Source organism: Streptomyces sp. NPDC044921, from assembly GCF_056432865.1.
In genome coordinates this window covers 61,139-77,783 of sequence record NZ_JBWKIF010000016.1, presented here as the reverse complement: position 1 = coordinate 77,783, position 16,645 = coordinate 61,139, and the positions used below count along the sequence as shown (strand labels likewise).

16 protein-coding genes are annotated in these 16,645 nt (G+C 72.1%); 9 read left to right on the top strand and 7 right to left on the bottom strand.

The annotated features are described in order from the left end of the window. Positions 1–29 precede the first annotated feature (29 nt). Positions 30–671, bottom strand: coding sequence for a TetR/AcrR family transcriptional regulator (locus AC07DA_RS24480; protein WP_479130338.1), 642 nt, complete (start codon positions 669–671; stop codon positions 30–32). Positions 672–764: 93 nt separating this feature from the next. On the opposite strand from AC07DA_RS24480, the gene AC07DA_RS24475 reads away from it, so the two are divergent. The 3 genes from AC07DA_RS24475 (at position 765) to AC07DA_RS24465 (ending at position 2,975) form a co-directional block, all read left to right on the top strand. Further along, a complete protein-coding gene (locus tag AC07DA_RS24475; protein ID WP_479130337.1) occupies positions 765–1,916 on the top strand; it encodes an acyl-CoA dehydrogenase family protein in 1,152 nt (383 codons plus the stop codon). A 58-nt stretch (positions 1,917–1,974) separates the two neighbouring features. Beyond that, entirely contained in the window at positions 1,975–2,226 is a 252-nt protein-coding gene (locus AC07DA_RS24470; protein ID WP_479130336.1) for a YiaA/YiaB family inner membrane protein, read from the top strand. An 83-nt stretch (positions 2,227–2,309) separates the two neighbouring features. After that, the gene (locus tag AC07DA_RS24465; protein ID WP_479130334.1) at positions 2,310–2,975 is read left to right on the top strand and encodes a TetR/AcrR family transcriptional regulator; all 666 of its coding nucleotides are present in this window, start codon (positions 2,310–2,312) and stop codon (positions 2,973–2,975) included. Here AC07DA_RS24465 and AC07DA_RS24460 read toward each other — a convergent pair. After that, a complete protein-coding gene (locus AC07DA_RS24460; RefSeq protein ID WP_479130333.1) occupies positions 2,966–3,427 on the bottom strand; it encodes a MaoC family dehydratase in 462 nt (153 codons plus the stop codon). The two genes, AC07DA_RS24465 and AC07DA_RS24460, sit on opposite strands and share 10 nt — an antisense overlap. 98 nt (positions 3,428–3,525) lie before the next feature. Here AC07DA_RS24460 and soxR point away from each other — a divergent pair, with 98 nt between their 5' ends. After that, complete coding sequence (soxR, locus tag AC07DA_RS24455) at positions 3,526–4,005, top strand: redox-sensitive transcriptional activator SoxR (RefSeq protein ID WP_479130332.1); 480 nt, start codon at positions 3,526–3,528, stop codon at positions 4,003–4,005. A gap of 195 nt (positions 4,006–4,200) precedes the next feature. Here the strand turns inward: soxR and AC07DA_RS24450 are convergent, their stop codons facing one another. Both AC07DA_RS24450 and AC07DA_RS24445 read right to left on the bottom strand, forming a co-directional pair. After that, on the bottom strand, positions 4,201–4,914 hold the full coding sequence (locus AC07DA_RS24450; RefSeq protein WP_479130331.1) for a 3-keto-5-aminohexanoate cleavage protein: 714 nt from the start codon (positions 4,912–4,914) through the stop codon (positions 4,201–4,203). Between the two features lie 75 nt (positions 4,915–4,989). Beyond that, a complete protein-coding gene (locus tag AC07DA_RS24445; protein WP_479130330.1) occupies positions 4,990–5,592 on the bottom strand; it encodes a hypothetical protein in 603 nt (200 codons plus the stop codon). 265 nt (positions 5,593–5,857) lie between these two features. Between AC07DA_RS24445 and AC07DA_RS24440 the strand changes: the two genes are divergently transcribed. Continuing rightward, positions 5,858–8,656, top strand: coding sequence for a penicillin acylase family protein (locus AC07DA_RS24440; protein WP_479130329.1), 2,799 nt, complete (start codon positions 5,858–5,860; stop codon positions 8,654–8,656). Positions 8,657–8,745: 89 nt separating this feature from the next. On the opposite strand, the gene AC07DA_RS24435 is transcribed toward AC07DA_RS24440, so the two are convergent. Beyond that, on the bottom strand, positions 8,746–9,981 hold the full coding sequence (locus tag AC07DA_RS24435) for an exo-beta-N-acetylmuramidase NamZ family protein (RefSeq protein ID WP_479130328.1): 1,236 nt from the start codon (positions 9,979–9,981) through the stop codon (positions 8,746–8,748). Positions 9,982–10,133: 152 nt separating this feature from the next. Between AC07DA_RS24435 and AC07DA_RS24430 the strand changes: the two genes are divergently transcribed. The 3 genes from AC07DA_RS24430 to AC07DA_RS24420 are packed head-to-tail and all read left to right on the top strand — an operon-like array spanning position 10,134 to position 13,190. Further along, positions 10,134–10,907 carry an SDR family oxidoreductase gene (locus tag AC07DA_RS24430; RefSeq protein WP_479130327.1) on the top strand — a complete coding sequence of 258 codons (774 nt, stop codon included), beginning with the start codon at positions 10,134–10,136 and terminating at the stop codon, positions 10,905–10,907. After that, complete coding sequence (locus tag AC07DA_RS24425; protein ID WP_479130326.1) at positions 10,904–12,568, top strand: class I adenylate-forming enzyme family protein; 1,665 nt, start codon at positions 10,904–10,906, stop codon at positions 12,566–12,568. The genes AC07DA_RS24430 and AC07DA_RS24425 overlap by 4 nt, the downstream gene beginning before the upstream one ends. 28 nt (positions 12,569–12,596) lie before the next feature. After that, complete coding sequence (locus tag AC07DA_RS24420) at positions 12,597–13,190, top strand: TetR/AcrR family transcriptional regulator (RefSeq protein ID WP_479130325.1); 594 nt, start codon at positions 12,597–12,599, stop codon at positions 13,188–13,190. A 48-nt stretch (positions 13,191–13,238) separates the two neighbouring features. Here the strand turns inward: AC07DA_RS24420 and AC07DA_RS24415 are convergent, their stop codons facing one another. Beyond that, complete coding sequence (locus AC07DA_RS24415) at positions 13,239–14,453, bottom strand: acyl-CoA dehydrogenase (protein ID WP_479130324.1); 1,215 nt, start codon at positions 14,451–14,453, stop codon at positions 13,239–13,241. 5 nt (positions 14,454–14,458) lie between these two features. Then, positions 14,459–15,493: a phosphotransferase family protein gene (locus AC07DA_RS24410; RefSeq protein WP_479130323.1), complete on the bottom strand. Its 1,035-nt coding sequence runs from the start codon at positions 15,491–15,493 to the stop codon at positions 14,459–14,461. A gap of 198 nt (positions 15,494–15,691) precedes the next feature. Here AC07DA_RS24410 and AC07DA_RS24405 point away from each other — a divergent pair, with 198 nt between their 5' ends. Continuing rightward, positions 15,692–16,636 carry an NADP-dependent oxidoreductase gene (locus AC07DA_RS24405; protein WP_479130322.1) on the top strand — a complete coding sequence of 315 codons (945 nt, stop codon included), beginning with the start codon at positions 15,692–15,694 and terminating at the stop codon, positions 16,634–16,636. Positions 16,637–16,645: the final 9 nt, after the last annotated feature.

Genomic DNA, 16,645 nt, shown 5'->3' with positions numbered 1-16,645 from the left:
CGTCACCGAAGTGTCCCGGTGAGACGGCCCTACGCGGTACGCCGCAGTTGCTCGTACTGCCGCGCGAGCCCGTCCAGCAGCGCCGTGAGACCGGTCTCGAAGGCCCGCTCGTCGATCTTCTCCTGCTGTTCGGCGAGCAGGTGCGCCTGCTGGAGGTGCGGATAGTCGGCGGGGTCGTAGGCGCTCGCGTCGTCGACGAAGCCGCCCGCGAAGGAGCCGAGCGCGGAGCCCATCACGAAGTAGCGCATCAGCGCGCCGATGGAGGTGGCCTGCGCCGGCGGCCAGCCCGCCTCGACCATGGCGCCGTACACGGCGTCCGCGAGGCGCAGGCCCGCCGGGCGCCTGCCGGGCCCCGAGGCCAGCACCGGGACGATGTTCGGGTGGTCGCGCAGCGCGGCCCGGTAGGAGACGGCCCAGTCGTGCAGCGCGGTCCGCCAGTCCCGGCCGTCCTGGAACATCGACAGGTCGACCTGGCCGCTCACCGAGTCGGCGACCGCCTCCAGGATCTCGTCCTTGGTGCGGAAGTGGTTGTAGAGCGAGGGCCCGCTGACCCCGAGTTCGGCGGCGAGCCGGCGGGTGGAGACGGCCGCGAGGCCCTCCGCGTCCACGAGCGCGCGGGCCGTCTCGACGATCCGGTCGGTGCTGAGCAAGGGCTTGCGCGGTCGGGCCATGGCGCACATAGTAGGGCTGCCGAAAGAAACTAGCAGTGCTAATTTAAGTGGGCCGCACGGGCCGTGCGCGCGGTTTTCGAGGGGTGACTTGTGGTGAACCTGGAGCTCAGCGAGGAGCAGACCGCCGTGCGGCAGCTCGCCCGGGACTTCGTCGCGCGCGAGATCGCCCCGCACGCCGTCGCCTGGGACCGCGCCGAGGAGGTCGACCGGTCGATCGTGAAGAAGCTCGGTGAGGTCGGCTTCCTGGGCCTGACGATCGACGAGGAGTACGGCGGCTCCGGCGGCGACCACCTCGCGTACTGCCTGGTCACGGAGGAACTCGGCCGGGGCGACTCCTCCGTGCGCGGCATCGTCTCCGTCTCGCTGGGCCTGGTCGCCAAGACCGTCGCCGCCTGGGGGAGCGAGGAGCAGAAGCGGCGGTGGCTGCCCGGGCTGACCTCCGGCGCGTCGGTCGGCTGCTTCGGGCTGACCGAGCCGGGCACCGGCTCCGACGCGGGCAACCTCACGACGCGGGCCGTGCGGGACGGCGACGAGTACGTCATCGACGGCACCAAGATGTTCATCACCAACGGCACCTGGGCCGACGTCGTCCTGCTCTTCGCCCGCTCCACGGACGCCCCCGGCCACCGGGGCGTCTCCGCCTTCCTCGTCCCCGCCGACACGCCCGGCCTGACCCGCCGCACCGTCCACGGCAAGCTCGGGCTGCGCGGCCAGGCCACCGCCGAACTCGTCCTGGAGGGCGTGCGGGTCCCGGCCTCGGCGCTGCTCGGGCCGGAGGGCAAGGGCTTCTCGATCGCCATGTCGGCCCTGGCCAAGGGGCGGATGTCGGTGGCCGCGGGCTGCGTCGGCATAGCCCAGGCCGCCCTGGACGCGGCCGTGCGGTACGCGGGCGAGCGCGAGCAGTTCGGGAAGGTCATCGCCCGGCACCAGCTGGTGCAGGAGCTGATCAGCGACATCGCCGTGGACGTCGACGCCGCCCGGCTGCTGACCTGGCGGGTCGCCGATCTGATCGACCGGGGGCGGCCGTTCGCCGTCGAGTCCTCCAAGGCCAAACTGTTCGCGTCGGAGGCCGCCGTCCGCGCCGCGAACAACGCGCTGCAGGTCTTCGGCGGTTACGGCTACATCGACGAGTACCCCGCGGGCAAGCTGCTGCGGGACGCCCGCGTGATGACGCTCTACGAGGGCACGAGCCAGATCCAGAAGCTGGTGATCGGCCGGGCCCTGACCGGGGTCTCGGCGTTCTGAGTAGCGTCTGAGTACGTCGGCGGATGTGGCGCGGGCCGCGGTGGCCGAAGCTGTCGCCATGAGTGAGACACCGGGCAAACAGCAGAACACGGCCGCCTTCTACGGACAGGCCGTCGCCTCCTTCGCCGTCGCCATGGCGGCCACCGCGATCGGCATCTACCAGCTGAGCGCCGACGCCTGGGTGCGGGGCTTCCTCGCCATCGTCGTGCTGTACCTCGTCACCTCCTCCTTCACGCTGGCCAAGGTGATCCGGGACCGGCAGGAGGGGGCTGCGGCGGCCTCCCCCTACACCCCCTTCGACAAGCACTGAGGGGCAGCACCCGGCGAGCGCGCTAAGCGCTCGCTCACCTTCGGCGGTATGGTGGTGCCCCTGTCAGTGGAGAGGGGCGAGTGATGAGTACGGCGGAGGAGACGGCCGGCGGCGAGGCGCAGGCGTGGGGCGAGGTCACGCCCGACGCGGCGCGGCGGTTGCTGATCGCCGCGGTGGAGGCCTTCGCCGAGCGCGGCTACCACGCCACGACGACCCGTGACATCGCGGGCCGGGCCGGGATGAGCCCGGCCGCGCTCTACATCCACTACAAGACCAAGGAGGAGCTGCTCCACCGCATCAGCAGGATCGGGCACGAGAAGGCCCTGGAGATCCTTCGGACGGCGTCCCGCCGTGAGGGCAGCCCCACCGAGCGGCTCGCCGACGCGGTCAGCTCCTTCGTGCGCTGGCACGCGGGCGGGCGGACCACCGCGCGGGTGGTGCAGTACGAACTCGACTCGCTCGGCCCCGAGGCCCGCGCCGAGATCCTCGGCCTGCGGCGCCAGGTCGACGCGGAGGTGCGCGGCATCATCGAGGAGGGCGTGCGCGCGGGCGAGTTCGAGGTCATCGACGTGCACGGGACGACGCTGGCGGTGCTGTCGCTGTGCATCGACGTGGCGCGGTGGTTCAAGGTGGGCGGGCCGCGCACACCCGAGGAGGTCGGCGAGCTGTACGCCGACCTCGTGCTGCGGATGGTGGGCGCGGCGGGTTCCGGGGCTGTGCCGGCGGCGCCCGCTGAGCCTCAGAGGTAGTAGCGCGAGACGGACTCGGCGACGCAGACGGGCTTGTCGCCGCCCTCGCGTTCCACGGTGAAGGCGACGGTCACCTGGACGCCGCCGGGGACGTCGTCGGCGCCGGTGATCGTCGCGGTGGCGCGCAGGCGGGATCCGACGGGCACGGGAGCGGGGAAACGGACCTTGTTGGTGCCGTAGTTGACGCCCATCCTCACGCCCTCGACGGAGATCAGCTGAGGGCCGAAGAGGGGGAGCAGCGACAGGGTCAGATAGCCGTGCGCGATGGTCGTGCCGAAGGGGCCGGCGGCGGCCTTCTCCGGGTCGACGTGGATCCACTGGTGGTCACCGGTGGCCTCCGCGAAGAGGTCGATCCGCTTCTGGTCGATGTCGAGCCAGTCGGTGTACCCCAGCTGTTCGCCGACCGCCGACTTCAGGTCGTCGACGGACGTGAAGATCCTCGGCTGTGCCATGTCGTCCAGGCCTCTCGTGCGGGGAAGCTTTATCTAAGCGACTGCTTAGCATGGTCGGCCGTGAGGGCTGTGTCAACGGACTGGGTAGGGTTCGAGGGGTGCCTCAGATTCCAGAGAAGATCCACGAGCTCACGGTCGGGCAGCTGTCGGCGCGCAGTGGGGCGGCGGTGTCCGCTCTGCACTTCTACGAGTCCAAGGGCCTGATCAGCAGTCGCCGTACGGCGGGCAACCAGCGCCGGTACTCCCGTGACACGCTGCGGCGGGTGGCGTTCATCAGGGCCGCGCAGCGCGTCGGGATTCCGCTCGCGACGATCCGTGAGGCGCTGGCGGAGCTGCCGGAGGAGCGGACGCCGACCAGGGAGGACTGGGCGCGTCTGTCGGAGGCGTGGCGCTCGGAGCTGGACGAACGCATCAAGCAGCTGAACCGCCTCCGGGACCATCTCACCGACTGCATCGGCTGCGGCTGCCTCTCCCTGGACACGTGCGTGCTGTCCAACCCGGGCGACGTCTTCGGTGAACGCCGGGCGGGGTCCCGCCTGATGGTGGAACGCAACGGCGGGGGCGCGGGTCGCGGGTAGCGGGGGTGTCCGTCCCCGGAAGGGCGCGACGGGGTGTCACACCGGCCGACTGGCGTTGACGCGCCCAGCGCCGCGGGCGGACACCCCCGGCACGGCCCTTCCGTGCGCCGGCGGGCGCGGGCGCGTCGCGGCTGCCGCCGGGCTGCGGGCAGGCGCGCCGCTCGGGCGCCCGGCCCCGGCCGCACCGGTCCTTCGTCAACGGCCGTACTCGACCAGCCCCGCCGCGACCAACTCCGCGTTGGACCGGGCCGGTCGTCCGTCCGGCAGGACCAGGACGTCCTCCAGCCCCACCCGCGTCGCCAGCCCCAGTTCGCCGGCCAGCCGCAGCACCGGCCACGCGCCCCCGTCCTCCCCGTGCAGCAGGACGGGCCGGCCGTGCGCGGAACCGAGCTCGGACAGCAAGCCCCGCGCGGACGTCACCGCGGTGGACGCGTCCGTGTCCGTCACCTCGGCGAGAACCCGCAGCACCCTCGGCCCGAGCGGCGAGGACGCGAACCGCCGCGCCCCGTCCGTGCCGGACCAGATGCCCGCCTCCACGTCCACCCCGAGGTCGAGCAGCGCGGCGGCGATCTCCTCCGCCCCCGGCTCGTGCCAGTTGACCGAGGCGTGGTCGGGCAGCACCGTCCAGCCCCGGATCCGGTCGAGTCTCGCGGCGTGGTCCGGTTCGGCCCACGCCCCCGTGGTCACGCCCACCGGTACGGGCACCCGCGACCGCACCGCCGTCAGCGTCTCCGCCAGCACGCGCGGCGACAACGTGTCCCGCCCGCACGGCGTCTTGGGATGGACGTGGACGTCCGTGGCCCCGGCGGCCACGGCGGCCGCGGCGGAGGCGGCCATCGCCTCCGGCGTCAGCGGCACCGCCGTACCGTCAGCGGCCGTCCGCGGACCGTTCAGACACACCTGCACCATGCCGACGATGGTGCCAGTTCCCGCCGACAGTGGGGGTGCGGCATCCCCGGCGCACCCCCCGCGCACCCGCATCCGTCAAGCCGGCACCAGCGACCTCGCCCGCCTGGCGTCCGCCAGGGCCTCGGGCGTGAGCACGGGACGCGGCACCAGGATCCCGCAGTCCGCGCAGACCGGACCCGCCGAGGGTTCGTGATCCAGGCCGTACTTCCAGGCGAGTCGTTCCCCACCGCACACCGGGCAGCTCGAACCCGGTTCGCGCTCCAGCGCGGCGATCAGCCGGCGCAGCACCTCGGCCAGCGGTTCACGGGGATGGACCGCCGGATCGTCGCACCACGCCACGCCGAAACCGCCCCAGGTCAGCCGGTGCCAGTCGTCCACGCTGCCCGGCCGGCGCAGTCCGTCGTGCTTCTCCTTCTTGCGGCGCTCGGCGAACTCGACCTCGTAGGCCAGCCAGACCGCGCGCGCCTCCTCCAGTTCGTCCAGTGCGGCCACGAGCCGCGCCGGATCGGGGGATCGGTCCTCGGGACCGAACCCGGCCCGGGAGCACAGATGGTCCCAGGTCGCCCTGTGCCCGTACGGCGCGAACCTCTCAAGGCACTTGCGCAGCGAATAGCGCCGCAAGGCCAGATCGCACCGCGGATCGCGGACCTGTCTCGCCAGACTTCGGAAACCGGCCATCGTCCTGCACCTCCGTCACACCTGCACCTGTACATCCGGTCACTTCGGCGTCGTCGTACGGACGTCGCCGAATAGACGTATCGACAAGCGAATCGGCTCCATCCGATTCCACATGGCCTCCATAAGCCGTCCGGCGAAGCTCACCTGTCGACTGCCGTGATCCGTGTGCCTGTTGTGCTGACTTCCAAAAGTGACGCTTGTTCACCTTCAAAGGCGGGGATACCGGCGGTAACATCCCGCCCACCCCACGTCGGGAGGAGCCCCCATGCCACGGCGTCACCCACGCACCGTTCTCGACAGACTGAGAACTCCCCGCGGAATCCCCGGGTTCCTGAAGACCGCATCCGTATGCGCCCTGATCGCCGGTCTTTTGTCGCCCCTCGCCCCGGCGGCGGCCGCGGGGACGGCCGAAGCGCGCACGGCGGCGGCCGCGAACGACCACTGCGGGAACCGGTGTTCGGACATCCTGCCGCCCGGCCAGAACGGCAACGCCACCCTCGCCCAGATCCTCCTCAACCAGGCCTTCGGCACCCAGCCCGAGCACGCCGCGGACCAGCTCGGGCCCTACAACAACCTCGCCAAGGGCTATCCCGGCCTCACCAACGACAAGATCAACACCTTCTTCAACGACGCGTCCTTCGGTGTGTCGGCGGACCAGGTCGCCTCCACCGTCAAGCCCGCCGGGCGCGGTGACGTGACGATCGTCCGGGACAAGAAGACCGGGGTGCCGCACATCACCGGCACGACGCGCTACGGCACCGAGTTCGGCGCCGGCTACGCGGCGGCCCAGGACCGGCTGTGGCTCATGGACGTCTTCCGGCACGTCGGGCGGGGACAGCTGACCTCCTTCGCGGGCGGCGCGCCCTCCAACCAGGGGCTGGAGCAGCAGTTCTGGCGGCACGCCCCGTACACCGAGGCGGATCTGCAGGCGCAGATCGACAACGCGGTGGCGTCGAACGGCGAACGCGGCAGACAGGCCCTCGCCGACGCCAGGGCCTACCTCGACGGCATCAACGCCTATATCGACGCCTCCGACAGCGGCCGCTACTTCCCCGGGGAATACGTGCTCACCGGGCACAAGGACTCAATCACCAACGCCGGGAAGATAGAACACTTCAAGATCACCGACCTGGTGGCGCTCGCCTCGGTCATCGGCGCGCTGTTCGGTTCCGGCGGGGGCGGCGAGGTCAGCAACGCGATCTCCCTCCTGGCCGCCCAGGAGAAGTACGGCGTCGCCGAGGGCACCAAGGTCTGGGAGTCCTTCCGGATGCGCAACGACCCGGAAGCCGTCCTCACCCAGCGGACGGGCAGCTTCCCCTACGCCACCAAGCCCGGCGACCCGCAGGGCACGGCCCTGCCCGACGCCGGCTCGGTGCGCGCGGAACCGCTCGTCCACGACCGTACCGGCAGCGCCACGACGCCCGCCGCCACCGGCGCGTCCGGGGAGGCGGCGAAGACGGCCCTGTCGTCCGCCCGGCGCGGCATGTCCAACGCCCTCGTGGTGAGCGGGAAGCACACCGCCAGTGGGCACCCCGTCGCCGTGTTCGGCCCCCAGACCGGTTACTTCGCCCCGCAGTTGCTGCTGCTCCAGGAGATCCAGGGTCCGGGCATCAGCGCCCGCGGCGCCTCCTTCGCCGGCCTCAGCTTCTACGTGGAACTCGGCCGCGGCCAGGACTACGCGTGGAGCGCCACCACCTCGGGCCAGGACATCATCGACACGTACGCCGTCGAACTGTGCCAGGACGACTACCACTACCTCTACCGCGGCACCTGCACGCCGATGGAGAAGGTCGAGCAGAAGAACGCCTGGAAGCCCACGGTCGCCGACGGCACCGCGGCCGGTTCCTACACGATGCGGGTGTGGCGCACGAAGTACGGGCCGGTGGAGTACCGCGCCACGGTCGGCGGCAAGAAGGTCGCCTACACCACCCTGCGCTCGTCCTTCCTGCACGAGGCCGACTCCATCATCGGCTTCCAGATGCTGAACGACCCGGACTACGTCAAGGGCCCGGAGGACTTCCGGAAGGCGGTGCAGCACATCAACTACACCTTCAACTGGTTCTACGCCGACTCCGAGCACACCGCGTACTACAACAGCGGCGACAACCCCGTGCGCGCGAGCGGCGTCGACGCCGAGTTCCCGGTGTGGGCCAGGCCCGCGCACGAGTGGCGCGGCTGGGACCCGGCGACCAACACCGCCGACTACACCCCGCCCTCCGCGCACCCGCACTCCGTCGACCAGGACTACTACATCTCCTGGAACAACAAGCAGGCCCAGGACTACACGACCGCGCCCTGGGGCAACGGCTCCGTGCACCGCGGCAACCTCCTGGAGGACCGGGTCCGCAAGCTGGTCCAGCAGGGTGGGGTGACCCGGGCCTCGCTGGTGCGGGCCATGGCGGACGCCGGGCTCGCCGACCTGCGCGCCGAGGACGTCCTGCCCAAGCTGCTGAGGGTCCTCGGCAGCGCGCCGGTCACCGACTCCGCCGCGGCGGCCGCCGTGGGCAAGCTCCAGGCGTGGGTGGCCGCCGGCGGCCAGCGCACCGAGACCTCGGCCGGCTCCAGGAAGTACGCCGACGCCGACGCGATCCGCATCCTCGACGCCTGGTGGCCGCTGCTGGTCGAGGCCCAGTTCCAACCGGGCCTCGGCGGCGAGCTGTACCGGGCCATGACCGCCAACCTGCCCGTCGACGAGGCCCCGTCCGCCGCGCACGGCCCGACCGGCTCGCACGCCGGCAGCTCCTTCCAGTACGGCTGGTGGAGTTACGTCGACAAGGACATCCGGGCCGTCCTCGGCGAGCAGGTCAAGGGCCCGCTGGCGCGCACGTACTGCGGCGGCGGCAGCCTCGGCGCCTGCCACGGCATGCTCGTCAGGACCCTGAAGGAGGCCGCCGGAAAGACCGCGGCGCAGGTCTACCCCGGCGACGACGTGTGCGCGGCGGGCGACCAGTGGTGCGCCGACTCGATCAGCCACCGCACGCTCGGCGGCATCAAGCACGGCCCGATCAGCTGGCAGAACCGGCCGACCTACCAGCAGGTCGTGGAGTTCACCTCGCACCGGTAGGCACGTCGTGTGACGCGGGTTCCGGCGGCGGGGCGGTGAACGCGGCCCGCCGCCGGGACCGGACCGATGGAGGAGGCGGTCCAGCCGGCTCAGCGGTACAGGAGGTACTTCCGCCGGGTCCGGCGGAACGCCGCGAGCTCCTCCTGCCAGCCGGCCACCACCTCGTCGGTGCCCGCGCCGGCGTCGATCATCGTGCGCACGCGCGTGCTGCCGGTGAGCTTGTCGATCCAGTGGTCCGGGCGCCAGGCGAAACCGCTCCAGACCCGCTTGGCGGTGACCAGCAGGCCGATCCCGGTGCGGACGGGGTCGAAGGCGGCCCGGTCGTGCACATGGAGCTGCACCCCGCCGATCGTCTTCCCCTGGAACTTGGAGAAGGTGGGCGCGAAGTACGCCTCCCTGAACCGGACCCCGGGCAGGGCGAGCCCGTTCGCCGCGGCCGCCCAGCGCCGGTCGACCCCCTCCGCGCCGAGCAGTTCGAACGGCCGGGTGGTGCCGCGGCCCTCCGACAGGTTGGTGCCCTCGAACAGGCACGTCCCGGCGTACACCAGGGCCGTCTCCGGGGTGGGCATGTTGGGGCTCGGCGGCACCCAGGGCAGTCCGGAGGCGTCGTAGAAGTCCGAGCGCCGCCAGCCCGACATGGTCACGGTCTCCAGCGGCACCGGCTCGGTCAGGAACTCCCCGTTGAACAGCAGCGCCAGCTCCGCGACGGTCATGCCGTGGGCCTGGGAGACGGGCTGCCGCCCGACGAACGTGGCGAACTCCCGGTGCAGCACGGGCCCGAGGGCCGCCCGGCCGGTCACCGGGTTGGGCCGGTCCAGGACCACGAACCGCTTGCCCGCGAGCCGCGCCGCCTCCATGCAGTCGTACAGGGTCCAGATGTAGGTGTAGAAACGCGCGCCGACGTCCTGGATGTCGAAGACGACCGTGTCGACGCCGGACGCGGTGAAGACGTCCGCGAGCGGGCGGCCGCTCTTGAGGTACGTGTCGTAGACGGGCAGTCCGGTCGCCGGGTCGTCGTGGCGGCCCTCGGAGTCGCCGGCCTGGGCGGTGCCGCGGAAGCCGTGTTCGGGGCCGAAGACGGCGGTCAGGCCGACCCGGTCGTCGGCGTGCATGACGTCGACGATGTGGCGGGCGTCCCGGGTGATGCCGGTCGGGTTCGTCACGACGCCGACCTGCTGGCCGTCGAGCAGGGCGTAGCCGTCCCGGGCGAGTCGTTCGAAGCCGGTGAGGAGGGGCCGGCGTCGCGGGGCCGCGGTCGCCGTGGGTGTGGCCGAGACGGCTGCCGCCGTGGCCGCCGTGAGGACGGTTCGTCTTGAGGGGCGCATGGGGTGGGGGGCCTCCCTGATCCGTGGTGTGGCGGTTCGACGGGGCTGGTCGCGCGGTTCCTCGCGCCCCTAAGCGTCGTGCGGCAGGCCTTCCTTCAAACATACCGACCGGTTAGTCTGGCTTGGTTGCTGAGCCGCGAACGAGGAGACCGATGGTGGGAGCCTTTCAGGGGTCGGGCGTCGTTGTCACGGGGGCCGGGAGCGGGATCGGGGCGGCGCTCGCCCGGCGGTTCGCCGCCGAGGGGGCCAGGGTCGTCGTCAACGACCTGGACGCCGAGCGTGCCAAGCGCGTCGCGGAGGAGATCGGCGGCACGGCCGTCGCCGGGGACGCCTCGGCGATCGTCGCCGACGCCCGTGACGCGCTGGACGGGACCGTGGACGTCTACTGCGCCAACGCCGGGGTCGCCTTCGAGGGCGGCGACGCCGACGGGCCGCTGGACGAGACCGCCTGGGCCGCCTCCTGGGACGTGAACGTCATGGCGCACGTCAGGGCCGCCCACGCCCTGCTGCCCGCCTGGCTGGAGCGCGGCAGCGGACGGTTCGTCTCCACCGTGTCCGCCGCCGGGCTGCTCACCATGATCGGAGCGGCGCCCTACGCCGTCACCAAGCACGGCGCCCTCGCCTTCGCCGAGTGGCTGTCGCTGACCTACCGGCACCGGGGCGTGAAGGTGCACGCCATCTGCCCGCAGGGGGTGCGCACCGACATGCTGGCCGCCACCGGCAGCGCGGGCGACCTGGTGCTCCAGCCGACCGCGATCGAGCCGGAGGCCGTGGCGGACGCGCTGCTCCAGGGCGTCGAGGAGGACCGCTTCCTGATCCTGCCGCACCCCGAGGTCGCCGCCTACTACCAGGCCCGGGCCGGCGACCCGGACCGGTGGCTGTCGGGCATGAACCGCATCCAGCGGCAGTGGGAGGCCACCCGGTGACCGGGTCCCGTTACGCCGCCAAGCCCTGGCTCGCCCTGCTCAGCGACGCCCAGAAGGGCGCCGTCGATCCCGCGGGATCCCTGGTGCACGCCCTGCGCCGGATCGCGGCCGAGACGCCCGACAGCGACTTCCTGGCCTACTTCGACGGCCGGCTCACCTACCGCGAGGCCGACGAGCTCAGCGACTCCGTCGCCGGTCACCTGGCCGCGCGCGGGCTGGAGCGCGGCGACCGGGTCGCGGTGCTGCTGCAGAACTCCCCGCACTTCGTGCTGGCCGTGCTCGGCGCCTGGAAGGCGGGCGCGGTCGTGGTGCCCGTCAACCCGATGTACAAGTCGGGCGAGGTGGCCCACGTCCTGCGCGACGGCGAGGTCGCCGCGCTGGTCTGCTCGGACCGGGCCTGGGAGTCGTACCTGCGCGGGACGGCGGCCGGCTCGCCGGTGCGGATCGTGCTCACCGGGTGCGAGCTGGACTTCCAGACGCGCGGTGACGCGCGCGTGCTCACCTTCGAGCGGCTGCCCCAGGCCCCGGACGCGGACGACCTGGTGGCCGTCGCGCGGGCCGGGCACCGGGCGCCCGAGGACCGGGACCCCGACCCGGCCGGCATCGCGCTGATCAGCTACACCTCCGGCACCAGCGGCACGCCCAAGGGCGCGACCAACACGCACCGCAACATCATGTACAACGCCGAGCGGCAGCGGACGGGCCTCGGGCTGCCCGAACGGCCCGTGTACTTCGCGCTGGCACCGCTGTTCCACATCACCGGCATGGTCTGCCAGTTCGGCGCCTGCCTGAACAGCGGGGGCACGCTCGTGCTGGCCTACCGCTTCGAGGCGGGCGTCGTCCTCGACGCGTTCGCCGAGCACCGGCCGCACTACACCGTCGGCCCGTCCACGGCCTTCATGGCCCTGGCCGCGCACCCCGACGTCACCCCGGACCACTTCTCCTCCTTCCGGGTGATCTCCTCCGGCGGCGCCCCGCTGCCCCCGGCCCTGGTGGAGAGGTTCCGGGCGGGCTTCGGCCCGTACCTCCGCAACGGCTACGGACTGACCGAGTGCACCGCGCCCTGCGCCTCCGTGCCACCCGGCCTGGAAGCACCCGTCGACCCGGTCTCCGGGACGCTCGCCGTGGGCCTGCCCGGCCCCGACACGGTCGTCCGGATCGTCGACGACCACGGAGCGGAGGTGCCCTTCGGCGAGCAGGGCGAGATCCTCGTCAGCGGCCCCCAGGTCGTGCCCGGCTACTGGCGCCGCCCCGACGCCACCGCCGAGACCTTCCCCGGAGCCGAACTGCGCACCGGCGACATCGGCTTCATGGACGAGCAGGGCTGGCTGTACGTCGTCGACCGCAAGAAGGACATGATCAACGCGTCCGGCTTCAAGGTGTGGCCGCGCGAGGTCGAGGACGTCCTCCACACGCACCCGGCCGTGCGGGAGGCCGCCGTGGTGGGCGTGCCCGACGGGTACCGCGGGGAGACCGTCAAGGCGTACATCAGCCTGCGCCCGGGTGCCGAGACGGACCCGGATGAGCTCGCCGCCCACTGCAAGGAGAGACTGGCCGCCTACAAGTACCCGCGCCAGGTGGAGATCCTGCCGGACTTGCCGAAGACGGCCAGTGGGAAGATCCTCCGTCGGGAACTCCGTTCCCGGACGCAAGGCAACTGACAGCAGTACGGAAAGGCAGGTGGCGGCAGTGCCCAGGACCACGGACCCGGACGGCACTCCCGTCCCTCAGCGGCTCCTGGCCGCCGCCACCCGGCTCTTCGCCGAGCAGGGCTACGACCGCACCTCGGTGCAGGAGATCGTCGAGGCGGCCGGTGTCACCAAAGGGGCGCTGTACCACTACTTCGGCTCGAAGGACGACCTCCTGCACGAGGTGTACGCGCGCGTGCTGCGCATCCAGCAGGAGCGTCTCGACGCGGTGGCGGGCGCGGACGAGCCGGTCGAGAAGCGGTTGCGGGCCGCGGCGGCGGACGTCGTGGTGACGACGATCGACAACCTCGACGACGCGATGATCTTCTGGCGGTCGATGCACCACCTGAGCCCGGAGAAGAACAAGCAGGTGCGCGCGGAGCGCCGCCGCTACCACGAGCGCTTCCGGGCGCTGATCGAGGAGGGCCAGCGCACGGGCGTCTTCTCCACGGCGACCCCGGCGGACCTGGTCGTGGACTACCACTTCGGCTCGGTCCACCACCTGTCGACGTGGTACCGCCCGGACGGCCCGCTCAGCCCCCAGGAGGTCGCCGACCACCTGGCCGACCTGCTGCTGCGCGCGCTGCGCCCGTAGCGCGCCGACTGGGCGGGGTTCAGGGGCCGGTCCCTGAACCCCCCGGCCTCACACGTACCGCTTCAGCTCCCGCCGGGCCAGCGAGCGCTGGTGCACCTCGTCCGGCCCGTCCGCGATCATCAGCGTCCGCGCCCCCGCGTACAGCTCCGCCAGCGGGAAGTCCTGGCTCACGCCACCCGCCCCGTGCAGCTGGATCGCCCGGTCGAGGATGTCCACCACCGCCCGGGGCGTCGCGATCTTGATGGCCTGGATCTCGGTGTGCGCCCCGCGGTTGCCCACCGTGTCCATCAGCCACGCCGTCTTCAGCACCAACAGCCGCAGCTGCTCCACCGTCACCCGCGCGTCGGCGATCCAGTTGTGCACCACACCCTGCTGCGCCAGCGCCTTGCCGAAGGCCGTCCGGGACACCGCCCGCCGGCACATCAGCTCGATCGCCCGCTCGGCCATGCCGATCAGCCGCATGCAGTGGTGGATGCGCCCGGGCCCCAGCCGCGCCTGCGCGATGGCGAAGCCGCCGCCCTCCTCGCCGACCAGGTTCGACACCGGCACGCGCGCGTGATCGAAGACGATCTCCGCGTGACCGCCGTGGTAGTGGTCCTCGTACCCGAACACCTGCATCGCGCGCTCGATCCTGACGCCCGGGGTGTCGCGCGGCACCAGCACCATGGACTGCTGGCGCCGGATGTCCTCCCCGTCCGGGTCGGTCTTGCCCATCACGATGAAGATCTTGCAGTCGGGGTGCATGGCGCCGGAGATGTACCACTTGCGGCCGGTGATGACGTACTCGTCGCCGTCCCGCTCGATGTGGGTCGTGATGTTCGTGGCGTCCGAGGAGGCCACGTCCGGCTCGGTCATCGCGAACGCCGAGCGGATCTCACCGGCCAGCAGCGGCTCCAGCCACTGCTTGCGCTGCTGCTCGTCGCCGAACTGGGTGAGCACCTCCATGTTGCCGGTGTCGGGCGCCGCGCAGTTCGTCACCGTCGGCGCCAGCTGCGGCGAGCGGCCCATGATCTCGGCGAGCGGCGCGTACTGCAGGTTGGTCAGCCCGGCGCCGTACTCGGAGTCCGGCAGGAAGAGGTTCCACAGGCCCTGCCTGCGGGCCTCGGCCTTCAGTTCCTCCACCACGGGCACGGTCTCCCACGGCGAGGTGAGCCGCTCGCGCTGCTCGTGCGCGACGGCCTCGGCCGGGTAGACGTACTCGTCCATGAAGGCGAGGAGCTTGGCGCGCAGCTCTTCGGTGCGCGCGTCGAAAGCGAAGTCCATGTGGATCAGCCCTCCTGGAGGCCTTCGTTGAGCGTGGTCAGCCCGTGCCGGACGAAGACGGGCACGAGGTCGCCGATGCGGTCGAAGCCGCGCCCGACCGTCTGGCCGAGCGTGTAGCGGTAGTGGATGCCCTCGAGGATCACGGCGAGCTTGAACCAGGCGAAGGCCGTGTACCAGGAGACCGCGGAGACGTCGCGCCCCGAGCGCGCGGCGTACCGCTCGATCAGTTCGGACGGCGCCGGGTGTCCGGGCGCCTCGGCGGTGGTGGAGACGGGCGACTCCGGCAGGCCGAGCGGCATGCTGTACATCACCAGCAGGCCGAGGTCGGTGAGCGGGTCGCCCAGCGTCGACATCTCCCAGTCGAGGATCGCCCGGATCGAGTCGTCCTCGCCGATCAGCACGTTGTCGAGCCGGTAGTCGCCGTGCACCACGGCCGGGGCGGGGGAGTCGGGCAGCTCGCGCCCGAGCGCGGCGTGCAGCTCGTCGATGCCGTCCAGGTCGCGGTTGCGGGAGGCGTCGAGCTGCTTGCCCCAGCGCCGCAGCTGTCGGTCCAGGAAGCCCTCGGGCCGGCCGAAGTCGGCGAGACCCACCTCGGCCGGGTCGACCGCGTGCAGTTCCACCAGCGTGTCGACCAGGTTCAGCACCGCGCCCCGGGTGCGCTCCGGGCCGAGCGGCACGAGCTGGTCGGCCGTGCGGTAGGGCGTGCCCTCGACGAACTCCATGACGTAGAACGGCGCCCCGAGCACCTCCTCGTCGTCGCACAGCAGCACCGGCCGCGGCACCGGCACCGCGGTCGGGTGCAGCGCGCTGATCACCCGGTGCTCGCGCTTCATGTCGTGCGCGGTGGCCAGCACGTGGCCGAGCGGGGGCCGCCGTACGACCCACCGGTCGCCGCCGTCGGAGACCGCGTAGGTGAGGTTCGACCGTCCGCCCTCGATCAGCCGGCCGGACAGCGGGCCGTTGACCAGTCCGGGCCGCTCCCGGTCGAGCAGGCCGCGCAGCCGGTCGAGATCGAGTCCGGGCGGGTGGTCGGGGCTCATGCGTCGCTCCTACGGGCAGGTGAACGGTTCCCGACTCATGATGCCGACCGGTCGGTATGTCGTCCAGAGGGGGGCCGAAACGTGATCGGAGCCACGATAGGCCGACGGGGGCCCGCGTGGGGCCGGGGGGAATTCCGGGCCGGTTCGTTCAGGCCATCCGGCTTGCGCGCCGCCCGCCCAGCCTTGAGGGTCGGACCCATGAAGGCGATCAGCTACTCACGGTACGGCGGACCCGAGGTGCTGGCGTTCGGGGAGGTGCGCGATCCCGTGGTCGGCCCGGACGCGGTGCTGGTCAAGGTGCGGGCGGCGGCCGTGAACCCCGTCGACTGGAAGGCCCGCGAGGGGCACCTCGGCGGCATTCTCGCCCCCGTGTTCCCGGTGGTGCCCGGCTGGGACGTCTCGGGCGTCGTCGTGCGGCCCGGGGTGGCCGTCTCGGAGTTCGACATCGGGGACGAGGTCATCGGCTACGTCCGGGAGGACTTCCTGTCCCGCGGCACCTTCGCCGAGTACGTGGCCGCGCCCCTGCGCACCCTCGCCCGCAAGCCGCGCAACCTCACCTGGGAGGAGGCGGCCGGACTGCCCCTGGTCGGGCTCACCGCCTACCAGGTGCTGCGCAAGGTGCTGGAGGTGAAGCGGGGCGAGACCGTCCTGGTGCACGCCGCGGCCGGCGGCGTCGGCTCGATCGCCGTGCAGCTCGCCGGCCACCTCGGGGCGCGGGTGATCGGCACGGCGAGCGAGCCGAACCACGACTTCGTGCGGGGCCTAGGCGGCGAGCCGGTGGCGTACGGCGAGGGTCTGGGAGAGCGCGTGCGGGGACTGGCGCCCGAGGGGGTGGACGCGGTCTTCGACACGGTCGGTGGCGACGCGCTGAAGGTCTCGGCGAACCTGCTGGCGCCCGAGGGCCGGCTGGTGTCCATCGCCGACAACGAGGTGGTGAACTACGGCGGCCGCTACTACTTCGTCCGCCCCGACGCCGAGGACCTGCGGCGGCTGTCCGAACTGGCGGAGCAGGGCGTGGTGAGCGTGCACGTCGACGAGACCTTCCCGCTGGAGCGGGCGGCGGACGCGCACCGGCGGAGCGAGGAGGGCCGGACCCGCGGCAAGATCGTCGTGACGGTGGACTGGGAGAGCGAGGCCGGGTGAGGGCCAGGC

Excerpts from the sequence above, each read along its gene's own strand:
- AC07DA_RS24480 (WP_479130338.1), bottom strand. The coding sequence starts at position 671 with ATGGCCCGACCGCGCAAGCCCTTGCTCAGCACCGACCGGATCGTCGAG.
- AC07DA_RS24470 (WP_479130336.1), top strand. The coding sequence starts at position 1,975 with ATGAGTGAGACACCGGGCAAACAGCAGAACACGGCCGCCTTCTACGGA.
- AC07DA_RS24465 (WP_479130334.1), top strand. The coding sequence starts at position 2,310 with ATGAGTACGGCGGAGGAGACGGCCGGCGGCGAGGCGCAGGCGTGGGGC.
- AC07DA_RS24460 (WP_479130333.1), bottom strand. The coding sequence starts at position 3,427 with ATGGCACAGCCGAGGATCTTCACGTCCGTCGACGACCTGAAGTCGGCG.
- AC07DA_RS24450 (WP_479130331.1), bottom strand. The coding sequence starts at position 4,914 with ATGGTGCAGGTGTGTCTGAACGGTCCGCGGACGGCCGCTGACGGTACG.
- AC07DA_RS24445 (WP_479130330.1), bottom strand. The coding sequence starts at position 5,592 with ATGGCCGGTTTCCGAAGTCTGGCGAGACAGGTCCGCGATCCGCGGTGC.
- AC07DA_RS24440 (WP_479130329.1), top strand. The coding sequence starts at position 5,858 with ATGCCACGGCGTCACCCACGCACCGTTCTCGACAGACTGAGAACTCCC.
- AC07DA_RS24435 (WP_479130328.1), bottom strand. The coding sequence starts at position 9,981 with ATGCGCCCCTCAAGACGAACCGTCCTCACGGCGGCCACGGCGGCAGCC.
- AC07DA_RS24430 (WP_479130327.1), top strand. The coding sequence starts at position 10,134 with ATGGTGGGAGCCTTTCAGGGGTCGGGCGTCGTTGTCACGGGGGCCGGG.
- AC07DA_RS24415 (WP_479130324.1), bottom strand. The coding sequence starts at position 14,453 with ATGGACTTCGCTTTCGACGCGCGCACCGAAGAGCTGCGCGCCAAGCTC.
- AC07DA_RS24410 (WP_479130323.1), bottom strand. The coding sequence starts at position 15,493 with ATGAGCCCCGACCACCCGCCCGGACTCGATCTCGACCGGCTGCGCGGC.
- AC07DA_RS24405 (WP_479130322.1), top strand. The coding sequence starts at position 15,692 with ATGAAGGCGATCAGCTACTCACGGTACGGCGGACCCGAGGTGCTGGCG.